Raw genomic sequence first — 10,375 nt, forward strand, 5'->3', positions numbered from 1 at the left:
ATCTGGTCCTCCTGGACGAGCCCTCCAACAACCTCGATCCCCAAGGCGTGGAGGTCCTGGCCGAGCTCCTGGCCGCCCGGCGGGGCCGGGAGGCGGTACTGGTGGTGAGCCACGAGGCTCCCTTCCTGGAGCGGGTTGCCACCCGCCGACTGGAGGTGGGCCCATGAACCCCCTGGACGCCTTTACCGATCCGCTGTTCCGGTTGCCCCTCGTTACCGGGCTTCTGGCGGCGGCGGTCCTGCCCCTGCTGGGGACCTTGCTCCGGCTGCGGGAGGAGTGGCTGGCGGCCCTGGGGTTGGCCCATATCTCGGCGGCGGGGGCACTGGCGGGGATGGGCCTGGGGGTGCCCGCCATTGCCGGGGGCCTGCTGGCGGCCGGGGTCGCCGCTGCTTTCAAGACCCTGAGCGCGGTACGCGGCAACACGGTCTACGCCCTGATGATCCTGCTGGGCTGGAGCGCCACCCTCCTCTTGGCCGCTAACACGCCCCTGGGCGAGTCCCTGGCCCACGCCATGGTGGACGGCCAGCTCTACTTCGCCGACTGGGTGGAGCTGACCGGCCTGCTGGCCTTCGCGGCGGTTACCGTGCCCGCTCTGCCCTGGCTCATGCGCCGGCTCATCCGGGCGCGCTTCTTCCCCGAGTACGAGCGGGCCAACCGCCTGCCGGCGTGGCGCTGGCACCTGAGCTTCGACCTGCTGGTGGCGGCTGGCATGGCCCTGGGCACGGCCACCCTCGGTCTCATGGGGGCCTTCGCCCTGGTCTTCCTGCCGCCCTGGGCGGCTTTCCGGGTGGCGCCGGGCTGGCGGGCGGCGCTGGCCCTTTCCGCCGGGCTGGCCCTGGGTGCGTACCTGGCGGCCTTCGCCGCCGCCATGGTCTGGGACCAGCCGTTCGGGCCGGTACTGGTGGCGACCCTCCTCCTGGCGGCGGCAGGGACATGGCTGGCCGGGGGCGTCAAAAACTACCTTTAGGCAGTGTTTGGCCTTGTCCCCAGGGGATGCTAGAGATGGTAGGAGATCGCATCCGTAAGCGGCTCCGTCGCGGGGAAGGCCCCCCTGGCGCAGAATCGCCTCGACGGAGACCGGTATCTGCTTCCTCCCCACCGGATGCCCGAATCCTTGAATAGGGGGTTTCCACCATAGGGTTCTGGTAGGCTTGCCAGGGCGGCCGGCACGCAGGGTGTGGCGCCAACGGTGGCCGGGGGTGCGCCTTCAATCATCTCAGGTGGGGGTACCCCGTTCCAGTGAGTCTCCCAGCCATTCCATCCGGATGGGTCCGCGTGGCGGCCTTGATGGGCGCTGCTCTCGCGGTCCTGGTAGCGGCCAGCGCTGTGATGTCGGCGCTGGCCGAGCCGGTGCGCATCGGCGTGCTGGCCAAACGCGGCGGCGAGGTGGCCGAGGCTCGCTGGGCGCCCACCCCCGCCTACCTGACGGAGGCGATCCCGGGCCGGCGCTTCGAGGTGGTGCCCCTGGACTTCGACGGCATCTTTCGCGCCGCCAAGGACCGGGAGGTGGCCTACATCCTGGCCAACCCGGCCATCTACGTAGAGATGGAGGCCCGCCTCAACGCCTCGCGGCTCGCGACTTTGCGCAATCGCGCCGGCGACCACGCCCTAACCCGCTTCGGCGGGATCCTGTTCACCCGCGCCGCCCGTACCGACATCCGGACCCCGGGCGATCTGCGCGGTTGCTCGCTGATGGCGGTGGACCGGCATTCCCTGGGGGGCTGACTGATGGCCCGCCGGCTTCTGGCGGGTCAGGGCATCGAGCCACGGGATCTGGGTGCGCTGAGCTTCGGCGGCACCCAGGATGCCATGGTGCAGGCTGTCCTCGCCGGCCGTGTGGATGCCGGCACGGTTCGCACCGACATCATCGAGCGCATGGCCCGGGCGGGTCTCATCGATCCCGACCGTCTGCGGGTGATCCACCCGCGCCAGGTACCCGACTTCCCCTTCCGCCTGAGCACCCGCCTGTATCCCGAATGGCCTCTTGCCAGCCTGCCCCACGCCGATGATGAGCTTACCCGGGCGCTCGCGGTTGCCCTGCTGGAGATGCCGCCGGAGGGCCCGGCCGCCGTCCAGGGCCGCAGCCGCGGCTGGACAGTGCCCGGCAACTACCAGCCGGTGCACGCCCTGATGGCGAAGTTGCGCCTCGGGCCCTACGAGCGCCCCGGGCCCTTCGGCTTGCGGGATATCCTCCGCAAGTACGGTCACTGGGTGGCGCTGGGGCTTTTGGGAGTGCTGGTGCTTGCCGGGGTCAGCCTGTTGCTGGCCGGCCTGAACCGCCGCCTCAAGGCCTCCCGGGCGGCCCTGAACGAGGCCCGCAATCGCCTGGAGGAGCGGGTGGCGGAGCGCACGGCCGAGCTTGCCGCCAGCGAGCACAAGTACCGCGGCATCATCAACGGCGCCCGCGAGGGCTTCTGGCTGGTCGCCCCCGACCTCACCATCCTGGAGGCCAACCAAGCCCTGGGCCGGATCCTTGGCTACACCCCGGAGGAGATCGCCGGGCGCACCCCCATCGATTTTGTGGCTCCCGACCCGCGGCGGATCCTGGAGGTGGAGCTGGGCCGCATCGCCGAGAGCGAGACCCGATCCTATGAGGTCACCCTCCTGGCCAAGAGCGGCAGCCGGGTGCCGGTTCTGGTCCAGGCCACCACATTGTGGGATCAGGCTGGGTCGGTGCGCTTCGCCGGGGGGGTCCTGACCGATCTGACCGCCTTCAAGGAGGTCGAGGCCTCCCTGCGCCGGAACAACCGCGTGCTGCGGGCGCTGTCGCGCTCCAATCGCGCCCTGCTGTACGCCGAAGACGAGCAGGAGCTGCTGGACGAGGTCTGCCGCATCGCGGTGGAGGAGGGCGGCTACCCGTTGGCGTGGATCGGCTTCTGCGAGCGCGACCGGCACGACTTGCGGGGGGGGGTGGCAATGGCCGGGGAGCGCCCGAACGCCATGGCCCAACTGGGCAGCGAGTGCCAAGACGACATGGCCGAGCGTTACCCTTCCCTGCAAGCCATCGCCATGGGGCGCCCGGTGATCCTGCAGGATCTCGGCCACCACACCGAGGCACACCCGCCTGGGCCCGGGAGGCCGCCGATCACGGACTGGCCGCTCTGGCCGCGCTGCCCTTCAGCGACGAAGGCTTCGAGGGGGCCATGGTGATCTTCGGCGCCGAGCCGGAGGCCTTCGACCCCTATGAAACCGGTCTACTGACGGAGCTCATGGGCGATCTCGCCTTCGGCATCCACAGCCGCCGGCTGCAGGCCGAGCGGGAGCAGAACCTCAAGCGCCTGCGGCAGTCGGCAGCGGTGTTCGAGTCCAGCGGTGAGGGCGTCATCATCACCGATCCCCACGATCGCATCGTGGCCGTTAACCGCGCCTTCACCACCATCACCGGTTATGCCGAGGAGGCGGTGCTCGGCGCCACGCCCCGCAGGTTGTCCTCCGGCATACAGGGCCCGAGTTCTACCGCGACCTGTGGCGGACCCTGCAGGCCAATGATTTTTGGCAGGGCGAGGTGTGGAACCGGCGCAAGAATGGCGAGGTCTACCCCGAGCTGCTCACCCTCAGCGCCGTGCGCGATCCCGAGGGGGTACTGACCAACTACGTGGCGGTGTTCGCCGACATCACCGAGGTCAAGCGCTCCCAGGAAGAGCTGGACTTTTTGGCCAACCACGACCCCCTGACCGAGCTGCCCAACCGCCGGCTGTTCAATGACCGTCTGATACACGCCCTGGAGCAGGGCGAACGCGAGGGCGAGAAGCTGGCGGTGCTGTTCGTGGACCTCGACGACTTCAAGAACGTCAACGACAGCCTCGGCCATCCCACCGGCGACCAGCTGCTCAGGGCCGTGGCCGAGCGGCTACGAGGGCGCATGCGCGCCGGTGACACCCTGGCCCGCATCGGCGGCGACGAGTTCCTGGTGCTCCTGGATGGAGGGGGTGGACGGCGCCGAGGGTGCCACTGTCACCGCCCAGAAGCTCCTGGATGCCTTCCGCGAACCGTTCCCGGTGGATGGTCGCGACCTGTCGCTGGCGACCAGCATGGGCATCAGCCTGTTTCCCGAGGACGCCGGGACGCCGAGACCCTGATTAAGAATGCCGATGCCGCGGTGTTCCGGGCCAAGGAGGGCGGGCGCAACCAGTACCAGTTCTACACCGCCGAGCTCACCGCCAACGTCTCCGAACGGCTGGAGCTGGAGTGGGGCCTGCGCCGGGCATTGGCGGATGACGAGCTGGAGGTCCACTTCCAGCCGCAGGTGGAGCTCGCCAGCGGCCGCATCGTGGGTGCCGAGGCCCTGCTGCGCTGGCACCATCCCGAGCAGGGGCTAATTTCACCGGCGCGGTTCATCCCGGTAGCCGAGGACACCGGGATGAACCTGCCCATCGGCGAGCTGGTGCTGGATACTGCCTGCCGGCGCAGTCGCGAATGGCGCGATGCGGGTTTCGCGTTGGAGCGCATGGCGGTGAAGGTATCCGCGGTGCAGGTGCAGCGCCAGGACCTGGGCGGGCTGCTTAGCCGTATCGTGGGCGAGACCGGCTTGGATCCGGCGGGCCTGGAGGTGGAGGTGACCGAGGCCACCTTCCTGCGCGAGACCAAGCGCGCTATCGAGGTCCTGGGCGGCTTGCGAGCCAGGGAGGTGGAGATCGCAATCGACGACTTCGGCACCGGATTCTCGTCGCTCGGCTCCCTCAAAGAGCTGCCGGTGGATACCCTCAAGATCGACAAATCCTTCGTCAGCGATGTCCCGGCGGACCCCAACGATGCCGCCATCGTGCGCACCATCATCGCCATGGGCCGCAGCCTGGGCCTGCAGGTGGTGGCCGAGGGGGTGGAAACCGAGGAGCAGGCGGAATTCCTGCGGGCCGAGGGGTGCCGCCTGGGCCAGGGGTTCCTCTACAGCTCGCCGGTGCCTGCCGAGGAGTTCCGGCGCCTGCTTGTTAGCCCTCCGCCAGCGCCACGCTCTTGATCTGGGCGTAGACCGCGGTTCCGGGCTCAAGCCCCAGAAGGTCCCGGGACTTTGCGGTGATGCGGGCTAGAAGCGGGGTTCCGCTGGCATCCAAGCGCACCACCACGCCGCCGGCGTCGCCCGGCTCCAGCCCGGTAACCGTGGCCGGTATCACGTTCAGGATGCTGGTGCGCCCGGGCGGGTCCAGGGCGAGACTGACGTCCCGGGCGTGCACCCCTACACGGATCCGGGAACAGGCCGCCAGATCGCGGTCGGCCACCGCCAGCCGCCCGCCGGGGAAGGCCAGGTAGGTAAGGCCGTAGGCAGGGTCGTGATCCACCACCACCGCCTCCACCACCGCCTCGGCCTCGGCGTCCCGGGCCAGGGGCAAATCCAGGCGGGTGGCCATCTCCGCCAGGGGACCGCTCCCCACCACTGCCCCCTCCTCCAGCAGCACCAGGCGGTCGGCCAAGCGGGTGACTTCCGCCATATTGTGGCTGACATACAGTGCCGGAATGGCCAGCTCGTCCCGAAGTCGCTCCAGGTAGGGCAGGATCCCCGCCCGGCTGGCCCGGTCCAGGGCGGCCAGGGGCTCGTCCAGCAGGAGCAGCCGCGGGGCGGTGAGCAGGGCCCGCCCCAGGGCCACCCGCTGGCGCTGGCCGCCGGAGAGCTGATGGGGGCGCCTATCCATGAAAGGGCCCAGCCCCAGCAGGGCCACCACCTCGTCGCGGCCGGGGCCGGCGCCGGAGGCCTGTACCCTTTGGGCACCGTAGCGGAGGTTGCCGGCCACGCTGCGGTGGGGAAACAGGTTGGCTTCCTGGAAGACATAACCGATGGGGCGCCGGTGCGAGGCCAGGAAACGGCTCGTTCGGCTGTCCTGCCAAAGCTCACCGGCTACTTCCAGGGTCCCTTCGGCCTCCCGTTCCAGGCCAGCAATACAGCGCAGCAGGGTGGTCTTGCCCGATCCGGAGGGGCCGAACAGGGCGGTGATGCCGGCACCGGGGGCATCGAAGGCGGCGTCCAGGGTGAATCCGGGACGCGTTATCCGGAACCGGGCATCGAGGAAGGGATCGTCCAAACTACAGTCCCACCATCTGGAATCGGCGGTTCAGGGCGTACACCGTCACCAGCAACAGGAAGGAGGCGGCCAGCAGCAGCCCGGACAGTAGGTGGGCCTGGCCGTACTCCAGGGCCTCCACGTGGTCGTAGATGGCGATAGAGACCACCTGGGTCTCGCCCGGGATGTTGCCGCCGATCATGAGGACGACGCCGAATTCGCCCACGGTGTGGGCGAAGCCCAGCGTGGTGGCGGTTAGGAAGCCCCGCCGGGCCAGGGGAACGATTACGGTAAAGAAGCGATCCAGTGGACCCGCCCGTAGAGTGGCGGCGGCCTCCACGGGCCCCCGGCCGATACCGGCGAAGGCGTCCTGCAGGGGCTGGACGACGAAGGGCAGGCTGTAGGCCACCGAGCCCACCACCAGGCCGCTGAAGGTGAAGGCCAGCGGCTCCCCGCCCAGGGCCACCAGGGTGCCGCCGACGGGCCCGTGGGGCCCCAGAGCCACCAGGAAGTAGAAGCCCAGGACCGTGGGCGGCAGCACCAAGGGCAGGGCCACCACCGCCTCCACGGCCACCTTCCAGCGGGCGCCGGTGCGGGCCAGCCACCAGGCCAGGGGCGTGCCCAGCAGGAGCAGGATCGCCGTGGTCACTCCCGCCAGGGCCAGGGTGATGCGCAGGGCCTGCCAGTCCGCGGTCGTCAGCAAGGCCCCTACTCCCGCGCGGGAACGCCGTAGCCGAAATCGCGCAGGATTTCGGCGGGTCCGGAGCCGCGCAAGAAGTCGACGAAGGCCCGGGCCGCCTGACTGTCGGTGGCGTCCCGCAGCAGCACCGCCTGCTGACGGATGGGTTCGTAATGCCGCTGGGGCACCAGCCAGCGTGAGCCCGATCCGGGCCGGTTGGGGCCGCTGATCTGGGACAGGGCCACGAAGCCCAGGTCGGCGTTGTCGCTGGCCACGAACTGGTAGGCCTGGCCGATGTTCTCGCCGCGCACCATGCGGCCCTGGAGCTCGGACCACCGGCCCAGGGCCTTCAGGGTCTGCCGGGCGGCTAGGCCGTAGGGCGCGGTACGGGGGTTGGCGATGGCCAGATGGCGGAAATCGCCAGCGAGGGTCTCCGGGCCGGCCACGTCCTTGGGATGGGGCCCCCAAAGGGCGATGCGCCCCCGGGCGTAGGTGAAGCGACCGTTCTCGGCCACCTCGCCAGCCTCGTCCAGCTTGCGGGGACGCCGGGTGTCGGCGGCGAGGAAAACGTCGAAGGGGGCGCCGTTGCGGATCTGGGCGTAGAGCTTGCCCGTTGAGCCGGTGCTGATGCGCAGCCGGTGGCCCGTGGCGCGCTCGAATTCCGGCTCAATCGCCTGAATGGCCGAGCTGAAATTGGAGGCCACAGCCACTCGCACCTCGCCGGCTTGGACGGGCAGGGCGGCGGGCAGGGCCAGGGCCAGAACGGCCCGGCTGATCCGTCTGGACATGATACGCCTCTCGGATCGGGCTAATCCCCGCTCAGCGGTTCACGGCAAGGATGACTTGGGAGGCTTCGATCAGGGCGCAGGCGGGCGTGCCTTCAACCAGACCGAGCTCCCCCAGCTCTTCGCGATCGATCACGGCGGTAACGGTATTGCCGCCGGCCAGGCGCAGGCCCACTTCCGCGTCTGTCTCGCCCGTCTCGATTCGATCCACCCGGCCGCAGAGCTGGTTGGCGGTACTGGTAGGCGGGTCGTGGGGGGAGGCCAGGACGACATGCGGGGCCTTCACCAGGGCGGCTACCTCCGCGCCCTCGACGATGCCCAGATCGCGGCAGCTGGTGTTGGTGATCACTGCCACCAGGGGCTCGCCGCCGCCCAGGGTCAGGGTGACCTCGCTGTTTACCGGACCCCTATCGACGGCACTCACCCGGCCCCACCACTGGTTGCGGGCGCTGGTCTTCAAGGCGAGCCGGCCCAAAAGCGCGTGCAGGCGCTCCGGGTTGTCGGCCTCGCTGCTGAGCATGCCCAGTAAGCGTTCATAGGCCGTTTCGGCGGCACGGAACTCGGCGATCATGGCGCGCCCGTGCTCGGTCAGGCGGGTGCCGCCGCCGCCCCGGCCCCCTGTAGCGCGCTCCACCAGCGGCGCGTCGGCCAGGTTGTTTATGGCCTCCACCATGTCCCAGGCGCGCTTGTAGCCCATGCCAAGGGCCCGGGCGGCCTTGGCCATGGAGCCCAGCTCGTCAATGCGCTCCAGGAGCTCGGCGCGGCCGCGGCCCAGGAAGCCGCGGTCGCCCTTCTCCAGCCACAGGCGACCGGCCATGCGGGTTGGGGATGACACTGACGGCTCCGCGCTGCTCGCTTCGTTATATTCGATCAGATATAGCGAAAGGGGGCAATGCGGCGGATGGGATTCCCAGGGCCCCGGCTTGGGCTTATGGTGGCTTTTAGACCTTTCCCAAGGAGGGAAGCCCATGGCGCCGGCCGACGGCCCCAAACCCCGCATCGCCGTCCACAAGTTCAGCTCCTGCGACGGCTGCCAGCTGGCCTTCCTGGATCTGGGCGAGGACCTGCTCCGGCTCCACGAGCTGGTGGAATTCGTCCACTTCGCCGAGGCCGGGCCGGTGAACCCCGATGCCGAGGTGGACATCGCCTTCGTAGAGGGCAGCGTGTCCTCGGCGGAGGAGGCCGAGCGCATCCAGCGGGTGCGGGCCAATGCCGGGATCCTGGTCACCATCGGCGCCTGCGCCACCTCCGGGGGCATCCAGGCCCTGCGCAACCTCCACGATGGCGAGCAATGGCTGGCCAACGTCTACCCCTCCCCGGAATTCGTCGACTCCCTGGCCCACTCCACCGGCATCGCCGAAAATGTGCACGTCGACTACGAGCTGTGGGGATGCCCCGTCAACGGCCGCCAGGTGCTCGCCGCCGTGCGCGCGCTGATGTGGGGGGTGCCGCCGGTGCCCGAGGCGGACAAGGTGTGCATGGAATGCAAGCGTGACGGCAACGTCTGCGTCCTGGTCAGCCTTGGCCAGCCCTGCCTGGGGCCGGTGACCCGCACCGGCTGTGGCGCCCTGTGCCCCGCCTTCGGCCGCGACTGCTACGGCTGCTACGGGCCCGCCGAGAACGCCAACCCCGATGCTTTGGGCCGGCGCTTCGAGGGCCTGGGCTTGTTGCGGGAGGACGTGGCGCGCCGGTTCCGGTTCATCCACAGCAACCGGGGGGCCATGGGCAAGGCCGGGCAGCGCTGGTCGGACCAGGAAGGAGGCGGGGCGTGAGCGAGGGCCGGCAGATCGCCATCAATGTGCCCGTCCTGGCCCGGGTGGAGGGCGAGGGCGCCCTGGAGCTGGCCGCCGAGGGCGGCCGCATCACCGACCTGCGCCTGCGCATCTACGAGCCGCCCAGGCTGTTCGAGCGCTTCCTGGTCGGCCGCGCCTGGCACGAGGTGCCGGACGCGGTGGCCCGCATCTGCGGCATCTGTCCGGTGGCCTACCAGATGAGCGCGGTCCAGGCCCTGGAGCAGGCCTTCGGCGTGGTGCCGGGGGAATGGGTGGCCGCCATGCGTCGGGTTTTCTACTGCGGCGAGTGGCTGCAGTCCCACGCCCTGCACATCCACCTGCTGGCGGCACCGGATTTCTTCGGTTACGACAGCGCCCTGGCGATGGCGAGCGGCTATCCGGAGGAGGTGCGCCGGGGCATGCGCCTGCAGGCCCTGGGCAACGAGATCATGGCCCTGTTCGGGGGGCGCGCCGTCCACCCTGTGGGGGCCCGGGTGGGCGGTTTCCACCGCGCGCCGGCGGCCCGCGACGTGGCCGATCTCCACGGCCGCCTGGAGGCGGCGCTGCCGGAGGCCGAGGCCCTGGTGCGCTGGTGTGCCGCCATCGACCTGCCCCAGGACGAGCAGGACTTTCCCTCGGTGGCCCTGCGCGGCGACGCCTACCCCATGAATTACGGCCGCATTGCCGCCACCAATGGGCTTGACCTGGACAAGGCCGACTGGGAATCGCGCTTTGCCGAAACCCAAATCCCTCACTCCACCGCCTTCCACGCCACCCTGGACGGCGAACCCTATCTGGTGGGGCCGCTGGCCCGGCTCAACGTTAACCCCGCCCGCCTCCCGGCGGAGAGCGCGAGCCTGCTGGCGGAGACCGGCCTGGCCCTGCCCAGCGGCAACCCCTTCCATGGCATGCTGGCCCGGGCCCTGGAGATCCACGCCGCGCTGGTGGAAGCGGTCCGGATCCTGGGCGACTACCGCGAGCCCCACCGCCCCTATGCCGAGGTGACGCCCCAAGCCGGTGTCGGCTATGGGGCTACCGAAGCCCCCCGGGGCGTCCTGTGGCACCGTTACGCCACCGACGAGCGCGGCATTATCACCGATTCGCGCATCGTGCCGCCCACCGCGCAGAACCAGGCGCGCATCGAGG

9 protein-coding genes and 2 pseudogenes are annotated in these 10,375 nt (G+C 70.1%); 7 read left to right on the forward strand and 4 right to left on the reverse strand.

Going from position 1 to position 10,375, the window contains the following annotated elements:
- The first annotated feature begins 163 nt into the window (after nt 1-163).
- From V5A19_RS12705 to V5A19_RS12725, 5 genes and pseudogenes are all read left to right on the forward strand, one after another.
- Nucleotides 164-967 carry a metal ABC transporter permease gene (locus tag V5A19_RS12705; protein WP_332319292.1) on the forward strand — a complete coding sequence of 268 codons (804 nt, stop codon included), beginning with the start codon at nt 164-166 and terminating at the stop codon, nt 965-967.
- Nucleotides 968-1,329: 362 nt separating this feature from the next.
- Nucleotides 1,330-2,067: pseudogene (locus tag V5A19_RS12710) on the forward strand (phosphate/phosphite/phosphonate ABC transporter substrate-binding protein); the annotation flags it as partial.
- Between the two features lie 63 nt (nt 2,068-2,130).
- Nucleotides 2,131-3,150 carry a PAS domain S-box protein gene (locus V5A19_RS12715; protein WP_332327878.1) on the forward strand — a complete coding sequence of 340 codons (1,020 nt, stop codon included), beginning with the start codon at nt 2,131-2,133 and terminating at the stop codon, nt 3,148-3,150.
- A 59-nt stretch (nt 3,151-3,209) separates the two neighbouring features.
- Nucleotides 3,210-3,586, forward strand: a pseudogene (locus tag V5A19_RS12720) (PAS domain-containing protein); the annotation flags it as partial.
- Nucleotides 3,587-3,601: 15 nt separating this feature from the next.
- A complete protein-coding gene (locus tag V5A19_RS12725) occupies nt 3,602-4,957 on the forward strand; it encodes a putative bifunctional diguanylate cyclase/phosphodiesterase (RefSeq protein WP_332327879.1) in 1,356 nt (451 codons plus the stop codon).
- Here the strand turns inward: V5A19_RS12725 and modC are convergent.
- From modC to V5A19_RS12745, 4 genes are read right to left on the reverse strand one after another with little or no spacing between them, the layout of a single operon-like run.
- Nucleotides 4,929-6,014, reverse strand: a complete 1,086-nt coding sequence (gene modC, locus V5A19_RS12730) for a molybdenum ABC transporter ATP-binding protein (RefSeq protein ID WP_332319291.1) — start codon at nt 6,012-6,014, stop codon at nt 4,929-4,931. The genes V5A19_RS12725 and modC overlap by 29 nt on opposite strands.
- Before the next feature lies 1 nt (nt 6,015).
- Nucleotides 6,016-6,696 (reverse strand): molybdate ABC transporter permease subunit, encoded by a 681-nt coding sequence (modB, locus tag V5A19_RS12735; protein ID WP_332319290.1) that lies wholly within the window; start codon nt 6,694-6,696, stop codon nt 6,016-6,018.
- A gap of 5 nt (nt 6,697-6,701) precedes the next feature.
- Nucleotides 6,702-7,460 carry a molybdate ABC transporter substrate-binding protein gene (modA, locus tag V5A19_RS12740; protein WP_332319289.1) on the reverse strand — a complete coding sequence of 253 codons (759 nt, stop codon included), beginning with the start codon at nt 7,458-7,460 and terminating at the stop codon, nt 6,702-6,704.
- 31 nt (nt 7,461-7,491) lie between these two features.
- Nucleotides 7,492-8,292 carry a TOBE domain-containing protein gene (locus V5A19_RS12745; RefSeq protein WP_332319288.1) on the reverse strand — a complete coding sequence of 267 codons (801 nt, stop codon included), beginning with the start codon at nt 8,290-8,292 and terminating at the stop codon, nt 7,492-7,494.
- A gap of 133 nt (nt 8,293-8,425) precedes the next feature.
- On the opposite strand from V5A19_RS12745, the gene V5A19_RS12750 reads away from it, so the two are divergent.
- Nucleotides 8,426-9,229 (forward strand): hypothetical protein, encoded by an 804-nt coding sequence (locus tag V5A19_RS12750; protein WP_332319287.1) that lies wholly within the window; start codon nt 8,426-8,428, stop codon nt 9,227-9,229.
- Nucleotides 9,226-10,375: Ni/Fe hydrogenase subunit alpha (locus tag V5A19_RS12755; RefSeq protein WP_332327877.1), on the forward strand; the 1,150-nt coding region annotated here is incomplete at its 3' end. The genes V5A19_RS12750 and V5A19_RS12755, both read left to right, overlap by 4 nt.

The sequence above is a fragment of the Thiohalorhabdus sp. genome (genome assembly GCF_036628635.1).
In the GTDB taxonomy this organism is placed as follows: Bacteria; Pseudomonadota; Gammaproteobacteria; order Thiohalorhabdales; family Thiohalorhabdaceae; genus Thiohalorhabdus.